Origin of the sequence: Streptomyces sp. NPDC060232 (assembly GCF_042726555.1) — a bacterium.
Taxonomy (GTDB): domain Bacteria; phylum Actinomycetota; class Actinomycetes; order Streptomycetales; family Streptomycetaceae; genus Streptomyces.
This window is the reverse complement of the sequence record NZ_JBHXAG010000008.1, coordinates 82349-97841: the sequence shown is the minus strand read 5'-3', so window position 1 is coordinate 97841 and position 15493 is coordinate 82349. Positions and strand designations below refer to the sequence as shown.

The following is a 15493-nucleotide window of genomic DNA, read 5'->3' as shown; positions in this document are numbered from 1 at the left end:
GGTGATCAGCTCGGCGGCCCCGTGGTGCCGCACGGCAGGCCGGTCCCGATCGAGGCGGTGATGTGCCGCCTCACCTCGTCTGTCAAGGCGGCCAGGCGGGGCGACACGGCGGCCACCGGCGCCCGGGGGCCGTCGATACGGCGTGCCGCCTCCGGTGCCTGTGCGAGATCCGTCTCGAACCGGGCGCGCGCCGACGCCAGGGAGGAGTGCGGACCGATCCTGCGCCCGCCCCGCATCACGGTGCGCAGCAGCGGCTCCGCCCCCTCGGGGATGTCCTCGTCGCGCAGGCCGACGGTGTCCTGGAGGCCCGGCCGGCGGAAGACCTGCTTGGGCGCGGGTGCGGTCACCTTGGCGGAGGAGAGCTTCATCACCGGGCGGCCGTCGTACGCGACGAGCTTGTACGCCGCGTCGAGGTACGGGGCGTCGGCGGACACGCCCATCTTCGTACCGACCGCGTACACGTCGATCGGCGCCCCGGACCGCACGAGAACGTCGACCGCGTACTCGTCCAGGCCGCCGCTCGCGGTGATCCGCACGCCCGTCAGCCCCTCGGCGTCGAGCAGGGCGCGGGCGCGCCGGGCGAGGGCGCCGAGATCCCCGCTGTCGAGCCTCACCGCGCAGCCGGCCGGGTCGCCCAGCTCGTGGAAGACCCGCGCGGCGGCCTCGACCCCGCGCTCGGTGTCGTAGGTGTCGACGAGCAGGGTGACAGGGCCGGGGTGGGCCCGGGCGAAGGCCCGGAACGCGTCGTGCTCCGTGGGGAAGGATTCGACGTACGAGTGCGCCATCGTGCCGGAGGCGGGAAGGCCGTACTGCACAGCGGCGGCCACGTTGCTGGTTCCGGCGAACCCCACCATCGCGCTGAGCCGGGCCGACGCCCTGCCTGCCTCGGGGCCGTGGCTGCGGCGCAGCGAGAAGTCGATCACGGGGTGTTCGGCGGCGGCCAGGACGCACCGGGCCGCCTTGGACGCGACCGCGGTCTGGTGGCAGACCAACGTGAGCAGGTACGTCTCCACCAGCTGCGCCTGCGGCAACGGCGCGGTCACCTCCAGCAGGGGCTCCCCGGCCAGGACGAGTCGTCCCTCCGGTACCGCCCGCACCTCCCCGTCGAACCGCAGTCCGAGGAGCTGTCGGAGCTCATCCGGCCGCCGGTGCAGTGCCTCCGCGAAGTCCCGCACATCGGCCGGGCCGACCGTGAAGCCGGAAAGGTAGTCGAGCGCGGACTCCAGCCCGGCCGCCACCAGGAACCCGCGGCTTTCGGGCAGATCCCGTACGAAGAGACTGAACGTGGCCGGCTCCTGCATCCCCTCGCGGAGGTACGACAGGGCCATGGTGACCTCGTAGAGGTCCGTGGTCGTCACCCTGGACATGCTTCCTCCTCTGCGTCGGCCCTTCCGTCAGGCGGCTTCCCGCTCAGTGCGCGGGCAGGCACGAGGGGGTACCGGCCCCGCGGTGATCCGGGTCAGCTGTGGCGGCACAGCGCCCCGATGCCCTGCGCGGGGGCGTCGGCCCGGCCCGCGTCGAGGACGCGCACGTCGGCGCCGGTGAGCAGGGCCGCGCGGACGGCCACATCGGCCAACGGGGCGCCTGTCATGTCCAGTGCCGGGCCCCCGGGCTCCAGCGCCTTGCGGCGGCGGACGGAGACGTCGGTGGGAGCCGGGCCGAACCAGGCCGTACGTCCGTCCGGCCCGTCGTGGGTGACGAGCAGCGTGCTCACCTGCCTGTGGGTGAGCGCGGTGAGTGTTGCCTGCATCCCCTCGACGGCGTGCCCGCCCGGTCGGCGTTCCTCGGCCAGGTTCCGCAAGGTCTCGGAGGTTTCCTCGGCCGCAGCGGCGAGCGTGGCCGCCTCGACCTGTGCCGAGCGCAGCGTGCCGGCTCCGTCGTGGCCGCGCCCGCCGCTGACCGTGCGGATGGGCACCTCGTGGCGGACGGCCTTGGGAAGGTGCTTGGTCAGGTACTGCAGGGCGCGGACGTCTCCGCCGAGCAGGACCAGGTGCGCGGAGACGCGGGCGACGGCACGGCTCAGTGCTGCGGCGACCCGCGTCGCGTTGTGTTCCCAGGAGTCCTCCGCCCGGTTCTGGAAGCGGCCCTGGGACATGCCCCCGGGAGCGTTGCGTACGATCTCGTCGTCGGCGCCCGTGATCGTCTGCCGTAGCGCCTCCGTGCCTCCGTTCGCGTAGATCTCCAGGTCCGCCCCCGAGCGGTCGACGAGGGCCAGGACGTGTGCGGGATGGTTCTGCCGCCACTCCAGCACCGGCAGCAGACGCGGCAGGGCGGCCCTGATCGCCGTGTCGGCCAGGTCCGCTCCCGGCAACTCGGTGGCGAAGAGGATTTCGCCCTCGGCCGCGAAGGCGGCCAGGACACCGGATCCCGGCAGGGCCGCGCGGACCCGGTCGCCGAGGGCTTCGATCGTGGCGGTGTCGACCCGCTGGGCGGACAGGCTCCGGGCCAGGGCGTGCCAGCGCTGCTGGGCGTCGTCTTCCCGCTCGGGCCGCGCTTCCAGACGGAAGTACACCGAGCACACGGGACCCTCGTGGCGCAGCAGGGACTGCAGGGCGTCCTCCGTGATCGCGGTCATCGGGCTCATCACTGCCTCCTCGGCGGTGTCATGCCGCCTGTCGTACGGGGCGCTCCCGGCGGGGCGGCCGGGGCGCTGGATGTGATCTGGCTGTCGGCACACTCCTCGTCCGACCCCCACGGTCGATGTGGCCGCCTGCTTCACCGCGCGGCTTTCCGGCATGTCCCACCCGGTCACTGGAAGCGGCGCCGGAGCAGTTCCCGTACGACATCAGCGCCCTCGTCCTGGAGTCCCTCTCCTGACGCGGTACGGCTCGGCCGGCGGATGTCACGCTCGGATGCTCCCCTCGACCCTCGGTACGACCGCGACGGGGCAGAGCGCGTGGTGCAGCAGGGCGTGGGCGACGTGGCCGAGTTGCAGGCCCAGGTGGCGCTCGTGGCGGTGTGCGCCGACGACCACGAGGTCGGCCGCCGCGGTGCGTTCGACGAGGATCTTGTGCGCGGGCCCCTCCACCAGAGCCCTGTGCAGTCGGACCGGCGGGTGGTCCCGCAGCAGCCCGGTGAGGGCCTCGTCCAGCTCGGTGTCGGCACGTGCCCGGTGGTAGATGCACGTGCCGTCGGGAAGGGAAGGGTGGTCGACGGTCTCGTGTGCGGGGCAGCGCCAGGCACGGACCGCGTGGAGCTCGCAGTCGCGCGTGGTGGCCTCGCGCAGGGCGAACCGTACGGCCTCCGGGCCTCCGGGGGTGTCGGCGACGCCGAGCAGGACGCGGTCGTGCGTGCCGTGGAGGCCGGGCTCGTCGCCGCGGACGATGACGACCGGGCACAGGGCGCGGGCGGCGACGGACAGGCTGACCGAGCCCAGGAGGAGGTTTGCGATCTCGCCCCGCCCCCGTGAACCGGTGACCAGGGCCCATGAGGTGCGGCTCTCCCGGAGCAGCGCGTGTACCGGGTCGTCGGCGAGTACCTCGGTCTCCACCTTGAGGTCCGGGTTCCGCCGCTCGGCGAGTCTGGCGGCGACTCCCACGAGGTCATGGCCGACCACCTGTCCGGCCGACCGGACCTGGCCGGGAGCCGGGCTCTCGTACCGCTCCCACCGGGAGGCGTACACGATCCGCAGAGGGCGCTCGTGCAACGCGGCCTCGTCCACGGCCCAGTCCAGGGCCTCGAAGCCGGAGTCGGAGCCGTCGACGCCGACGGTCAGGGGACGTTCCATCGGGGCCGCCGCCTCCTCATCCGTCCCGTACGGTCAGTTCGTCGATCACGGCGGTCACCACGTCGAGCCCTTTCACATCGGCGAGCAGCCGCGCGGCGTCGTCACCTGCCACGGGGCCCCGGAGACGGACCACTCCGTCCTCGACCGTGACCTCCACCGTGTCGGCGGCCTCGGGGAAGGTCTCCCGGAGGCGGCCCTCCACGCCCTCGCGGATGGCCGCGTCGTCCTGGAGCAGGGCGTCCAGCAGGGTGTGCCGCTCGACGGTACCCACGAGCCGCCCGTCCGCCTCGGTGACCGGAAGGCGCTTGAGGCGGGTGAGAGCCACCAGCCATGCCGCCTCGGCGACCGTCGTGTCCGCCAGGACGGTGATGGCAGGGCTGGTCATCAGGGCCTCAGCCGTCTCCTTGGCGGGCTCGACCGCCGGCCCGGTCTCCCGCAGCCGGCGCACGGCGCTGGGACGGAACGCCTGCGCGGCGACCACGGCGAGGAGATCGGCCTCGGAGACCACGCCCAGAACCCGGTCGTCGGTGTCGACGACGGGCAGTGACCCGGTGCCGTGCTCGGAGAGGGCTCGGGCGATGTCGGGGAGGGCGGTGTCGGCGGTGACCGAGGGATGGGGCACGGCCATCAGGTCGCGTACGAGGAGGGCGGTGCGGGGCGCCCGGGCGGCAGGCCGGGCCGACTTCGTGGCCGACACGGCCGTGATCGCGCCGAGGTACCGCATGAGGGCGTCCTGCCGCAGCGGCTCGTCAGGCGTCGAGGGACGCCCCGGCACGCCTCGGCGGGCCTCGGCGCCCGCTGAGTACTTCTCACGCTCGTTCATGGCGTTCGCTCCAGATGTGGTCGCCGTGGTCCCGTGGTCCCGGCTTCGCGCCGCTCGCCGGGGTGCGTCGAGTGCCTGTTCCTCCGGATTCCTCTCACGCCCCTCGGCGGGGGACTCGCACGGCCTGTGCCGGGATCTGGGCGTGTGCCTTGAGGACGCTCAACCGGTCCTCGGGCTGGTCGATGTCCGATGGCGCCTGTTCACGGGCGACCTCGGACCCATGGATGACGGCATCGACGGACACGCCATGGAAAGGCGCGCACGCTGTGTGCCGGGTGTCTCGTCGCTCACTTCCCAAGGCCCATGCCGCCAAGGCCCCCTCGTCCTGCGCGCCCTTGCTTCACCGTGCTCGACGATCTCGCGGATCCGAGGAGCCTTCCAGGGCGTCGTCGAGCACGGCCTGGGGCAGGGTCTGATCAGGAGGGGGAGCACCGGATCGCGCTGCACACATTGCTGTGGGGGTACTCGCGCCCTGCCGACAGGAGGTATCCGCAAGAGCCTGCCTCGCTTCGGGTCCGGACTCCGTCATCCGTAGTGAGAAGCCGACCTACGGGCGGTGTGCTCGTCCGCGGTTTCAATGTGGGCTTCGGGCCCGGGGAAGAAGACGGTCTCCCGGTCATCCTCCGTCCAGCGCACGACATATGGCGGTGTGCCGTCCGGATGCTCAAGGCGCAGGATCTGACCCTGGCGGCGCTGCCCGCCCAAGTGCACGGACTCCACCACGATCCAGTCTCCGACGTTTGCGTGCATGGGGTGCTCCCTCCGCCTGTTGCCCGCCCACCCTTCCACCAGTTCGAGCGTACGCTTCCAGAGCCTCTGCCGACGCGCCGAGGCCGTGCCGATGATGATGGACGCCGCCCCTGCCCTCGGGGCTCGCAATCGGCCATGGGGCGGGCAGGTGTGCGCCCACCGGCCTCTCGCCGCACACGGATCCCCAGGTGTCCGACTCTCGTCCGGGCTTGCAGACTGGTAAGAGCGGAACCCGCGGTGACGGGGGCCGGTGAGAGGGGCGGTGGCGATGGATGCGAGGTACGTCCCTCGGGCTCTAGGCGGTCAGCCGTTCGATCTGGACATCGCTCTGGACCGCATCGCGGACCGGGCCAGGGCTCTCGCAGAGACCGAGGAACGGCTTCGGGGTCTGCTCGACGCGGTACTCGCCGTCAGCGGGGAGAAGGAGCTGCCGGGTGTGCTGCGCAGGATCGTCTCCAGTGCGATGGCACTCGTCGACGCCCGCTACGGAGCCATCGGCATCCTCGACGACCGCCGCGAGGGGCTTCAGGACTTCATCACGCTGGGCCTGACCAAGCAGGAGAAGCGCCGCCTTGCGGGCATCGGGAAGCCGCAGGGCAGGGGCCTGCTGGGCCATGTGATCCGCCACCCCGAACCCCTGCGGGTCGATGACATCGGGGCGCACCCGGAGTCCGCCGGCTTCCCGCCCGGACACCCGCCGATGCGCACACTGCTGGGAACGGCGATCAGGGTCCAGGGCGAGGTGTACGGAGATCTCTACCTCGCCGACCGCCGCGACGGCAGGCCCTTCGACGCCGATGACCAGGCCGTGGTCCTCGCCCTGGCGGGCGCAGCGGGGGTGGCCATCGAAAAGGCACGCCTGCTCACCCAGATCCGGGCCGGCGCCGAACGGTTTCAGCGCCTGCTGCTGCCCACGCTGCCGGACCTGGCTCCCTTCACCGCCGCAGCGCACTACCGCCCGGCCGAGGGAGCCAAACTCGGCGGCGACTGGTACGACGCGGTGCTCGTGCCCGGGGGAGCCTGCGCGGTGGTCATCGGGGACGTCGTCGGGCACGACCTGAAGGCGGCGGCGTCGATGGCTCAGATCCGCAACATGCTGCGTGCCCTGCTCTACGCATGCCACACCCCGCCCAGCACGGTGCTCACCCAGCTGGACCGCACGCTGGAGGCGATCACCGACAACCCGGTCACCACGGTGTGCCTGGCCCTGGTCGAGCCGGCGGGCCGCGCCTGGGAGGCGCACTGGAGCACCGCGGGGCACCTGCCTCCAGCGCTCGTCATCCCGGGAGAGGAGGCCCGGTACCTCCACGGCGAACCGGGTCTGCCCCTCGGCGTGGACACGGGCCGTCCCCGCCGGGACCACCGCTGTTCCCTGCCTGCGAACGCGTCCTTGGTCTTCTACACGGACGGTCTCGTCGAGCACCGCTACCGGCCGCTCGATGAAGGACTGACCGCGCTCGCCCGCATCCTGACCGAGCACGCGGACCTTCCCCCGAAGAGGCTCTGCAAGACCTTGGTCGGCAGTCAGCTGGGCGACGGACACGACGACATCGCCCTGCTCGTCCTCCGTACCCCGCCGGGCCACGATCTTTGATCCGCCCAGCCCGGTCGTTCCAGCGGAGCGGACCGGCATGGGCCCCCCGGTCCCCTTGAGGGGCCCGACCGGCACCTGCCCGTGGCGCCCGGCCAGGGCCATGCTGGATGTCCGGGACAAGACCACAGGACGCGGCGAAGGGAGCCGGGCATGAGATCGGCGACACACCCTCAGGCGCAGCCCCCACCAGACGGTCCGGACACGCCCGTGACGACCTGGACCGTCGGGGAGGTCATGCGAACGGACGTGGTGGCCATCGCCGCCGGGGAGACCGTGCTCATGGCCTGGGAGCTGCTGGAAAGGACCGGTGCCGCGCACCTTCCCGTCCTGTTGCCGGACGGCCGGTGTGCCGGACTCCTCGACCGCTGCGACATCGCGGTCGCGTGCTCTGCGCCTGCCGTCGTGCTCTCGGCACGGGACGTCGGCACATTGGTGTCGGGGCGTCGTCGGGTGGCGGTCCGCGGGCAGGAAAGCGTACGCAAGGCGGCGTTCGCCATGACGGAGAACGGTTGCGACGCCGTGCCGGTGCTCGGCAGCGGAGGCAGGCTGGTCGGACTGCTCACAGCCTCCGACATCGTCGCCGCCCTCGTACGGCAGCCGGCCCCCGGGCGCCGGACCGCGGAGGGGGAACCGATCGGACCGTTCACGTTGACCCCGGGACTCGGGCCCCGCCGTGACGACCGGGTGAACCCCGTTCCCTGAGCGGCATCCCCCCAGTGGGGTGACGTACGTGCCTGCTGAGCGGATACGACGCTGGAGGAGCTGTGAAGCCGACATTCACGCTGGGCCGGATCGCGGGGGTCCGGGTCGGTGTGCACTGGAGCATCCTGGTCATCTTCACGCTGATCGCACTCGGGCTGGCCGACGGACGGTTGCCGGACGCCTACCCGGGGCGTTCCGGGTGGATCTACTGGCTGGTGGGGTTGGTCACCGCCGCCGTGTTCTTCGCGTCTCTGCTCGCCCACGAACTGGCCCATGCCGTGGTGGCCCGGCGGAACAAGGTGGATGTCGACGACATCGTGCTGTGGCTGTTGGGGGGTGTGGCCAGGCTCAGATCGGAAGCGTCGACGCCCGCCGCCGAGCTGCGCATCGCGGGCGTCGGCCCGCTGGTGAGCCTGGGCCTGAGCGGCGGCTTCGCGCTGCTTGCGTGGCTGGTCGATGCGGCAGCGGGGCCCGGGCTGGTGAGTGAGGCGCTGGTATGGCTCGCGGTGATCAATCTCCTGCTGGCCCTGTTCAACTCGGTGCCGGCCGCTCCGCTGGACGGAGGCCGACTGCTGCGCGCCTTCCTGTGGTGGCGGACGGGTGACCGGCTGAGGGCTGCGGCAGGTGCGGCTGCGACGGGGCGCGGGTTCGGCTGGTTCCTCCTCCTGGCCGGTCTGTTGTTGTTCGCGCGCGGTGACGTGGTCGGCGGGCTGTGGCTCGTCATGATCGCCTGGTTCCTGATCGCCGCCGCGACCGCGGAGGGGCAGCAGGCGCAGTTGCGCGCGGTCCTGGCCGGTGTGCCGGTGCGGGATGCCATGACGACCTCTCCGGTCACCGTTCCCGCCGGGTTGACCATCGGGGCGCTCCTGGGAGATCCCCGCTACCGCTACCGCCACTCCGTCTTCCCCGTCATCGGTGACGACGGGCACTGTCCGGTGGGGCTGCTGACGCTCGCCGCGGCAGGGCGGGTTGCCGAGGGGCAACGGGGGTCGGTGACGGTCCAGGAGGTCATGGTCCCGCTCTCGGACGTCACCGTCGTCGGCCCGGACGCCCAGCTGGCCGAGTTGCTGGCCCGGATGCCGGCGGGAGGCGGGCAGCGGGCTCTCGTCGTGGACGAGAGCGGCAGCCTCGTCGGCATCGTCGCGTACGCGGACATCAGCCGTACCGTGTCCTGGCTGATGAAAGCCGAAGGGCCCCCGCACACCGGCGGTGTGCCGTGAGACGCGCAGCTCCCTCTCTCACCGGCTCTCGCCTCTCTCACCGGCTTTCGTGCGGGGTGTGGGGCGCGGTGGTGTACCGGCTCGGGTCGGCGTCGAAGGCGGCGGCGCAATGCGCGGAGCAGAAGAAGTACGCGCCGCTGTCGGTCCGGCGGCGCTCCGCGGCGCCCGCCGGGTCTGTACGCATGCCGCATACGGGGTCCACGGCCTGTCGTGCGGTGCCGGCGCTGCCCTGGGGCGCGTGCGGGCCCGTATCCGTGGGGTGGCGGTGGGCCGGCGCGGGGTCGCCCGGAGTCTCGACCCGGACCTCGACGCGGGCCGGCACGGTGTGCGGTAGGGGATCGGGGTGCCAGCGGCGAAGGCGGGAGGCGTTGGTCACCACGGACAGGGAGCTCAGCGCCATGGCACCGGCGGCGATGATCGGGCTGAGACGGATGCCCCACACGGGGTAGAGGGCGCCGGCAGCGAGGGGGACGCCGATGGCGTTGTAGATCAGGGCGAAGAACAGGTTCTGCCGGATGTTGCGCAGGGTGGCGCGGGAGAGGCGGACGGCGGTGACGACTCCGGTGAGGGAGCCGGAGATCAGGGTGATGTCAGCGGCTTCGATGGCGACGTCGGTGCCGGTGCCGATCGCCAGGCCCACGTCGGCGGCGGCCAGGGCGGGGGCGTCGTTGATGCCGTCGCCGACCATGCCGACGGTGCGGCCTTCGGCTTGAAGCCGGCGGATCTCGTCGGCCTTGTGCTCGGGCAGCACTTCGGCCAGCACCCGGCCGATGCCGACCTGGGAGGCGATCGCTGCGGCGGTACGCGCGTTGTCGCCGGTGAGCATGACCACCTCGATGCCGAGGTGCTGCAGGGCGGCGATGGCGGCCGCGGAGTCGTCCTTGACGGTGTCGGCCACTGCGAGGACCCCCGCCGGCCTGCCGTCGATCCCGGCCAGTACGGGCGTCTTCCCCTCGGCCGACAGGCGCGCCGCCTCGGCGCTCAGCGAGCCGGTGTCGATGCCGGCTGCCGACAGGAGGCGGGGTGCGCCCACGAGGACGGCGCGGCCGTCGACGGTCGCCTTGACGCCTTGGCCGGTGACGGAGTCGAAGTCGGAGACGGAAGCGGCCGGCGAGGTCACGCCGCGTTCGCGGGCGCCGGCGACGACAGCCTGGGCGAGTGGGTGTTCGCTCAGTTCCTCGGCCGCGGCCACCAGGCGCAGCAGCTCGTCCTCGTCGGTGCCGTCGGCGGTGTGGACGTCGGTGAGGACGGGCTTTCCGGCGGTGACGGTGCCGGTCTTGTCGAGGACGACGGTGTCGATCTTGTGGGCGGTCTCCAGGGCCTCGGCGGAGCGGATGAGGATGCCGGCCTGGGCACCCTTGCCGGTGCCTACCATGACCGACAGCGGGGTGGCCAGCCCGAGCGCGCAGGGGCAGGCGATGATGAGGACGGCGACGGCCGAGACGAGGGCCAGGGTGAGGGCCGGCGCCGGCCCGACGGTGAACCAGATGGCGAACGTGGCGACGGCGATGGCGATGACCGCGGGCACGAAGTAGGCGGAGACGGCGTCGGCCAGGCGCTGGATGGGGGCCTTGGACGCCTGCGCGGCCTGTACGAGGCGGATGATCTGGGCGAGCATCGTGTCCGAGCCGACCTTGGCGGCCCGTACACGCAGGGAGCCGGTGGTGTTGACGGTGGCGCCGATGACCGTGTCCCCGGTGCGCTTGGTGGCCGGCATGGGCTCGCCGGTGACCATCGACTCGTCGACGGCGGAGGATCCGCTCAGGACCTCGGCGTCGACGGGGATCTTCTCTCCGGGCCGGATCACGATCTCGTCGCCGACGGCGACGTCCTCGATGGGGATCTCGCTCTCGGTACCGTCCCGTACGACGCGCGCGGTGCGGGCCTGGAGGCCCAGCAGGGAACGGATCGCCTCACCCGTGCCGGCCTTCGCACGGGCCTCCAGCAGTCTGCCGAGCAGGATGAGAGTGAGGATCACCCCGACGGCCTCGTAGTACACCTCGCGCACGTCCTCGGGCAGCAGGCCGGGGGCGAAGGTGACGAGGAGGCTGTAGCCGTAGGCGGCGCTCGTACCGAGGGTGATCAGCGAGTTCATGTCGGCGCTGCGGTGGCGCAGCGCGAGCCAGCCGGTCACGTGGATCGGCCACCCGGTGTAGAACATCACCGGTGTGATCAGGGCCAGCTGGACCCAGTGGTCCAGCATCCATTCCGGTACCCAGTCGGCCCCGAACAGCTCGTGGGCCATGACCGCGAACAGCACCGGGGCGGTGAGGACCGCACCGGTCACGACCCGGCGGGTCAGGTCCACGATCTCCGCCTGCCGCTCGGCGACGTCGGCGGCCTCCGCCTCGGCCGCCGACCGCTCCACGGCGGCTGCCGGGGCGCTGGCGGGCCCGGTGGCGGCCCCGTGGCCGGAGGCGGGTGGTTGCGCGGGCTCCGGCTGCCCGACCGGTTCGACGAGCAGGGTGCCGTGGATCATGTTCATTCCGCAGGCGAAGCCGAACGAGCCCGGCCGGTCCGGGCTCAGCCGCACCGTGGTACGCGTGTGGGCGGGCAGCCCGGCGCTCACGTGCAGGTCCGGGAACACGACCCGGGAGGTGCACTCGCCGGACTCCTGCCGGTCGAAGACCAGCTCCAGCGGAGTGCCCTGCCGGACCTTGATCAGGTTCGGGCTGTAGCCACCCCGGACGACCACGTCCACGCGCTGCACACCGTCCTCCAACCGGGCCGATCCGGCCCGGCGAGGACCGAAGAAGTACCAGCCCAGGCCGCCGATCACCAGCACAGCGGCAACGACGACCACCACATCGAGGGCACCCATCGGCTCTCGCCTCCCTCTTCGAACCATCCCTTCCAGCATGCGCCCCGTGGTGGTGCGCGGCAGGGGCCGGGCGGTCGCCGGAGGGACCCGTTCGGCCCGTCCGTCGCAGCCGGGTCGGCGCGACGATGCAGGTAGGACGAGCCCCGTCGGCGACGAAGCCTGGCTCGCCGCGCCGGTCCCTGGCCGCCGCCGCACTGTTCCACGGCGCCCGCGGCCCCGTCCGCCGACTCACCACAGGAGGCACACCATGACCGCCAACCGTTGGAACGGCCGCCGCGCGGCCCTGACCGCAGCTGCCGCCGCGTTCGCCCTGACCACCTCCGGCGGCGCCATGGCCGCCGCCTCGGCGGAACCGGCTCGCCCCGCCGGTGTGGTGGTGCCGGCCCGAACGCAGGCCGACGAGCACAACCAGGCCGACGTCACCTTCGCCCAGGAGATGATCCCGCACCACCGCCAGGCCATCGTGATGGCGCAGATGGCCCGCAGTCACGACTCCTCACCGCAGGTCAAGGCACTGGCCGAGAGGATCGGGAGGGCACAGGCCACGGAGATCGAGACGATGACCGGATGGCTGAGGGCGTGGGGCGAAACGGTGCCTCGGGGCATGGGAAGCATGGAGGACATGGCGGGGATGGGGCATGACGACGATGACGCGCCGTCCATGCCCGGCATGATGGGCAGGGCGCAGATGATGGACCTGGATCGCGCTTCTGGACGGGCGTTCGACACGATGTTCCTGACCATGATGATCCCCCACCACGAGGGCGCCATCGAGATGGCCGAGTCCGAGCTTCGGCACGGTTCCCATGGCCCGGCGAAGGACCTCGCCACCGACATCATCCGCAGCCAGACCGCTGAGATCGCCCAGATGCGCGCGATGCTCACGGCGCGGTGACGCCGCCGTACCGGCCGGGGCGGGGCGGGCTGCGGCGGTGAACTGGCACCGCCGCAGCCCCGACATCCCCGCCCAGGTCGGCGGTGGGGACGGGCACCTGGGCGGGCAGTGAGCACCGCCCGGGTTGCCCGCCGTTGCGCGCCGGCGTTGCGCGTCAGTGGCCGTGGGAGTGCCCGTCCTGCGCCGGCTCGGCGGGTGCCTTGGACGGAGAGGCCGACTCAACGGGAGCCTGGTCCGGCTGTGCAGGTGTCCCCGTCGTGGTGCCGTGGTCGTGGCTGTGGCCATCGGAACCGATGGTGCCGGCCAGAGCGGTCATGCCCAGCCACGTGAGGGCCGCGATGACGACGACGACCGCCGCGAACGGGCTGATCAGGTGCCGCCAGCGGCCCTTGGAGTCCTTGGCCACGAACGCCGCGTACGACATGACCAGGCCGATGGGGGTCATCCAGGCGCTGCGCTCGGGGAACTGCTCGAAGTGCTGGATGCCGCCGCCGACCAGGCCGACGCCGAAGGACAGCAGCAGGGAGAACGCGACCAGCGAGACTGCCTGGCTCACCGCCGGACGCTCATCAGACAGCACGAACTCGTTGACGATGGTGCCGAGGAGGAAGACGACGGCGCCGACGCCGCAGATGATCGCGTACAGCGAGGGGTCGATCGGGTAGTGGACGACGGCGCCGGCGATGAGGGCGGCGCCCATGAAGTAGAGCATCTGGCCGGTGTAGCGGGCCGGGAGCGACTTCTTGTCGAAGGCGGGACGACGATGCCTTGCGGGGGAGGTCTGGGGCAGCTCGGGCTTGAGAGCGGTGGTCACGCGGGCAGGGGCCTTTCGGATCTTGGTGGATGAGAGCAGGCGAAAGCAGCGCCGGCACCGGTGGTGCGGCGTCACGCTGGTGAGCTCTCAGCAGCGCAGGATCGAAAGTCGGTGAAGGCAGGGTGGGCCGCCGGTGCGGCTGGTCCAGGAGTGCGTGCGTGCTGCCCGTGCGTGCAGGACTCCGCTGCTGCCTGCGCGCCTGAGGGCGAACGTGAAGAGGGCGGCGACGATGTACAGCAGCGCCAGGCAGCTCTCTCCGACTCCGCCGTGGTCGCACTCGCCGTCCGGGCTGTGCGGTGGTGCGGTGGCATCGGCGGGAGCGGCGTGAGAGTGAGTGTGCTCGGTCGTCCCACTTGCGTCGACGAGCGGGAACGATGCGGCGTGGCCGCTGTGGACTGGCTGATGGGAGGCCAGGACGTGCATCGCGAAGAGGGCAAGCACCACCGCGAGGAGCGTTGCCCGCAGCAACGTTCCCCTGCGACGGTCGCGACGGTTGCCTGAGATCACGCCTCACGACCATGGGAGGGCTTGGCAGTGGGAAGGCCAGCAGGGCGTCCCCACCCGGACTGGAAGGAAGATAGCACCGGGTGGGGATGCGTCTGCGCGGCGTCCACACCGTGGGCTGTGGCGGCTGAGGGTCAGCCGAGGGCGCCGAGGAGGTCGTTGCACGCCTGCTGGCAGGAGCGGCAGGCTTCGGCGCAGATGCGGCAGTGCTCGTGCGTGTCCGCGTGGCGGACGCACTCGTCTGCGCATGCCCTGCAGGCGGCGGCGCAGGCGGTGAGGATCGCGGCCGTGATGTTGGCGTCGTAGCCGGTGTGGCGGGAGAGGACCGCGGCAGTGGCGGTGCAGATGTCGGCGCAGTCCATGTCGGTGCGGATGCACTTGGCCAGGTCGCCGACCATGCCTTCGGAGAGGCAGGCGTCTGCGCACGCGGTACACGCCTGCGCGCAGGCGATGCACTCCTCGATGCAGCGGGTCAGCTTGGTCTGGTCGATGTCGCCGAGGTCGGCGGGGTAGGTCGCGAGCATGTCCTTGACGGTGCTGGACATCGCGGCAGCCTCCTTCGCGCCGCGCGGGCCGGCGTGGCCGGGGCTGCCGCGCCTGTGGGCAACCCGGTGTGTGCGGCTCCCCACCTGCGTGGCCCGCCGAAACGTCCGGGGCACCCCAGTACACCGTGTAGGTGGTTTCGGCCGCCAGGGGGCGACCAGGGGTGACCGCGGTCAGCACGGTGGGCTTGCCACCCGGGGCAGGGTGCCTGTGTGCTGCCAGATGCCGTCGCGGGCGGTGAGGATGCGGCCGTCGGTGCCGAGAACGATGAGCCGGCCGGGCTCGGGCTGCTCCACGGCGGCGGCCGTCGGCGCGCCGGTGACGGGCTGGAAGGTGGCGGCGCCGTCGCCGCTGCGTAGCAGGCCCGTGCTGGTGGCTGCCCCCGGTTTCGTCGGTCCGCAGGACTGCAGGGCCTTGGACAACGCCGGGCGACGGCTCAGCAGGCGAGGAGTACGGCCAGCAGCCGCTGCGTGGTCGTTTCGGTGTCCTCGCCCCGTCCGGGGCTGCGGGTCATCAGCAGGTGGTGGGTCGTGCCGACGAGCGCGAGCGCGATGGCCGCGGCGTCGCTGCCTGCCAGACTCCGGTCCCGGGCGTCACCTGCTCGACCGGGTGACCCCGCCCGCGCAGGACGCGGCGCGTCAGGCCCTGACGGCCGCCCTGCGGCGCCACGAGGCGGACGGCGGGGTGTGGCTGCGGAGCAGTTCCTGGCTGGTCACGGCGGTGCGCGGCGGGGCGACACGGAGCTGACCGCAGCCGCGACCGGGCCCGGGCGGGGCGGGACGGTTCAGGTGCGGACCGTGCAGGCCGGCCGGGATGTGCAGCACGGCAGAACGCCCCCGCCTGGCAGTGACCGGCGGGGGTGTTCAGTGCGTCGGGCAGGCGAGCGTACGGGAACGGGACGCCCCTTCGCGGTAGCGGCGGCTGCGGCGGGCAGGCCCCCGCCCCGCCCCCCCCACGTGACAGCGGGCGCATGACGTGCGACGACGGGCGGGGCGTACGGCTGCCCAGACGGTTTGGCGTCGGCCCGCGAGGGCCGGGCGTGGCAGGAGGGGCGTGGTGCGTGGTGATCCCGTGTTGATCGGTCGTAGAGCCGGGACGGC

At 72.4% G+C, this 15493-nt stretch carries 14 protein-coding genes; 5 read left to right on the top strand and 9 right to left on the bottom strand.

Annotated elements, in window-relative coordinates:
* Window positions 1-5: 5 nt before the first annotated feature.
* The 5 genes from ACFWFZ_RS14130 to ACFWFZ_RS14110 all read right to left on the bottom strand — a co-directional run bounded on the left by ACFWFZ_RS14130 (window position 6) and on the right by ACFWFZ_RS14110 (window position 5300).
* Window positions 6-1367, bottom strand: a complete 1362-nt coding sequence (locus tag ACFWFZ_RS14130) for a nicotinate phosphoribosyltransferase (RefSeq protein ID WP_387121534.1) — start codon at window positions 1365-1367, stop codon at window positions 6-8.
* 92 nt (window positions 1368-1459) lie between these two features.
* Entirely contained in the window at window positions 1460-2584 is a 1125-nt protein-coding gene (locus ACFWFZ_RS14125; RefSeq protein ID WP_387121531.1) for a Vms1/Ankzf1 family peptidyl-tRNA hydrolase, read from the bottom strand.
* A 258-nt stretch (window positions 2585-2842) separates the two neighbouring features.
* The gene (locus ACFWFZ_RS14120) at window positions 2843-3727 is read right to left on the bottom strand and encodes a universal stress protein (protein WP_387121528.1); all 885 of its coding nucleotides are present in this window, start codon (window positions 3725-3727) and stop codon (window positions 2843-2845) included.
* Between the two features lie 16 nt (window positions 3728-3743).
* Window positions 3744-4550 carry a CBS domain-containing protein gene (locus ACFWFZ_RS14115; RefSeq protein ID WP_387121525.1) on the bottom strand — a complete coding sequence of 269 codons (807 nt, stop codon included), beginning with the start codon at window positions 4548-4550 and terminating at the stop codon, window positions 3744-3746.
* A gap of 525 nt (window positions 4551-5075) precedes the next feature.
* Window positions 5076-5300 carry a DUF1918 domain-containing protein gene (locus ACFWFZ_RS14110; RefSeq protein ID WP_387121522.1) on the bottom strand — a complete coding sequence of 75 codons (225 nt, stop codon included), beginning with the start codon at window positions 5298-5300 and terminating at the stop codon, window positions 5076-5078.
* Window positions 5301-5568: 268 nt separating this feature from the next.
* Between ACFWFZ_RS14110 and ACFWFZ_RS14105 the strand changes: the two genes are divergently transcribed.
* The 3 genes from ACFWFZ_RS14105 to ACFWFZ_RS14095 all read left to right on the top strand — a co-directional run bounded on the left by ACFWFZ_RS14105 (window position 5569) and on the right by ACFWFZ_RS14095 (window position 8816).
* Window positions 5569-6894, top strand: coding sequence for a PP2C family protein-serine/threonine phosphatase (locus ACFWFZ_RS14105; RefSeq protein WP_387121519.1), 1326 nt, complete (start codon window positions 5569-5571; stop codon window positions 6892-6894).
* A 234-nt stretch (window positions 6895-7128) separates the two neighbouring features.
* Entirely contained in the window at window positions 7129-7596 is a 468-nt protein-coding gene (locus tag ACFWFZ_RS14100) for an HPP family protein (RefSeq protein ID WP_387121515.1), read from the top strand.
* Window positions 7597-7658: 62 nt separating this feature from the next.
* Window positions 7659-8816 (top strand): site-2 protease family protein, encoded by a 1158-nt coding sequence (locus ACFWFZ_RS14095; RefSeq protein WP_387121512.1) that lies wholly within the window; start codon window positions 7659-7661, stop codon window positions 8814-8816.
* A gap of 37 nt (window positions 8817-8853) precedes the next feature.
* Here ACFWFZ_RS14095 and ACFWFZ_RS14090 read toward each other — a convergent pair whose 3' ends face one another.
* Window positions 8854-11637: a heavy metal translocating P-type ATPase gene (locus ACFWFZ_RS14090; protein ID WP_387121509.1), complete on the bottom strand. Its 2784-nt coding sequence runs from the start codon at window positions 11635-11637 to the stop codon at window positions 8854-8856.
* Between the two features lie 247 nt (window positions 11638-11884).
* Here ACFWFZ_RS14090 and ACFWFZ_RS14085 point away from each other — a divergent pair, with 247 nt between their 5' ends.
* Window positions 11885-12532: a DUF305 domain-containing protein gene (locus tag ACFWFZ_RS14085; protein ID WP_387121506.1), complete on the top strand. Its 648-nt coding sequence runs from the start codon at window positions 11885-11887 to the stop codon at window positions 12530-12532.
* Window positions 12533-12686: 154 nt separating this feature from the next.
* Here ACFWFZ_RS14085 and ACFWFZ_RS14080 read toward each other — a convergent pair whose 3' ends face one another.
* From ACFWFZ_RS14080 to ACFWFZ_RS14070, 3 genes are all read right to left on the bottom strand, one after another.
* Window positions 12687-13346 carry a hypothetical protein gene (locus ACFWFZ_RS14080; protein ID WP_387121503.1) on the bottom strand — a complete coding sequence of 220 codons (660 nt, stop codon included), beginning with the start codon at window positions 13344-13346 and terminating at the stop codon, window positions 12687-12689.
* A gap of 638 nt (window positions 13347-13984) precedes the next feature.
* Window positions 13985-14395, bottom strand: coding sequence for a four-helix bundle copper-binding protein (locus tag ACFWFZ_RS14075; RefSeq protein WP_387121500.1), 411 nt, complete (start codon window positions 14393-14395; stop codon window positions 13985-13987).
* 171 nt (window positions 14396-14566) lie between these two features.
* Window positions 14567-14815, bottom strand: coding sequence for a hypothetical protein (locus tag ACFWFZ_RS14070; RefSeq protein WP_387121497.1), 249 nt, complete (start codon window positions 14813-14815; stop codon window positions 14567-14569).
* A gap of 187 nt (window positions 14816-15002) precedes the next feature.
* Here ACFWFZ_RS14070 and ACFWFZ_RS14065 point away from each other — a divergent pair, with 187 nt between their 5' ends.
* A complete protein-coding gene (locus ACFWFZ_RS14065) occupies window positions 15003-15140 on the top strand; it encodes a hypothetical protein (protein WP_387121495.1) in 138 nt (45 codons plus the stop codon).
* Window positions 15141-15493 lie beyond the last annotated feature (353 nt).

Coding starts and splice junctions, on each gene's coding strand:
- ACFWFZ_RS14130 (WP_387121534.1), bottom strand. CDS start 1,367: ATGTCCAGGGTGACGACCACGGACCTCTACGAGGTCACCATGGCCCTG.
- ACFWFZ_RS14125 (WP_387121531.1), bottom strand. CDS start 2,584: ATGAGCCCGATGACCGCGATCACGGAGGACGCCCTGCAGTCCCTGCTG.
- ACFWFZ_RS14120 (WP_387121528.1), bottom strand. CDS start 3,727: ATGGAACGTCCCCTGACCGTCGGCGTCGACGGCTCCGACTCCGGCTTC.
- ACFWFZ_RS14115 (WP_387121525.1), bottom strand. CDS start 4,550: ATGAACGAGCGTGAGAAGTACTCAGCGGGCGCCGAGGCCCGCCGAGGC.
- ACFWFZ_RS14110 (WP_387121522.1), bottom strand. CDS start 5,300: ATGCACGCAAACGTCGGAGACTGGATCGTGGTGGAGTCCGTGCACTTG.
- ACFWFZ_RS14105 (WP_387121519.1), top strand. CDS start 5,569: ATGGATGCGAGGTACGTCCCTCGGGCTCTAGGCGGTCAGCCGTTCGAT.
- ACFWFZ_RS14100 (WP_387121515.1), top strand. CDS start 7,129: ATGCGAACGGACGTGGTGGCCATCGCCGCCGGGGAGACCGTGCTCATG.
- ACFWFZ_RS14090 (WP_387121509.1), bottom strand. CDS start 11,637: ATGGGTGCCCTCGATGTGGTGGTCGTCGTTGCCGCTGTGCTGGTGATC.
- ACFWFZ_RS14085 (WP_387121506.1), top strand. CDS start 11,885: ATGACCGCCAACCGTTGGAACGGCCGCCGCGCGGCCCTGACCGCAGCT.
- ACFWFZ_RS14075 (WP_387121500.1), bottom strand. CDS start 14,395: ATGTCCAGCACCGTCAAGGACATGCTCGCGACCTACCCCGCCGACCTC.